The organism is Mesorhizobium sp. M1E.F.Ca.ET.063.01.1.1 (assembly GCF_003998155.1).
Lineage (GTDB): Bacteria > Pseudomonadota > Alphaproteobacteria > Rhizobiales > Rhizobiaceae > Mesorhizobium.
The window spans coordinates 1-399 of the sequence record NZ_RZSC01001737.1 but is presented as its reverse complement, the minus strand read 5'-3'; the positions used below and the strand labels follow the sequence as shown (position 1 = coordinate 399).

General features: G+C 56.4%; 1 protein-coding gene. It reads left to right on the top strand.

Annotated elements, in window-relative coordinates; translation table 11 throughout:
* Positions 1-5 precede the first annotated feature (5 nt).
* On the top strand, positions 6-399 hold a 394-nt coding region (locus tag EOA29_RS40665; RefSeq protein WP_348628956.1), incomplete at its 3' end, for a DUF6650 family protein.

Below are 399 nucleotides of genomic sequence, written 5' to 3'. Positions count from 1 at the left end.
AGTAGATGGCGATCGTTCGGCGAAGCTTCGATGCCATTCGAAGCAGGCTCACCGGCATCGGGTTCCTTAGTATTAGCGCGAGCTGGAATCCGCCAGTCGCGCAACGGACGGTGATCTTGCGGCTGTTCAATTTCTTAGAGAATCGGCGTGTGCTCTTCGTGCCGATGCATTTCGAGGTTCCGGACCAAGTTGATCAGTCGATGATTCAGATTCGCAATGAGCTTACGCAAATCTTGAACGACCTTCCCGAGAACTCATCAGCTGCACGGCGCGTCCGGCATTTGCGCACAGCCTCTCGGCATTTTCTGGAGGATGCCCTGCCGGACTACCGAAACATCGCCTATCGGCTGCGCGACGACGTTGATCATGGATCACCCGCCCGGTGGCATGATCATGGCG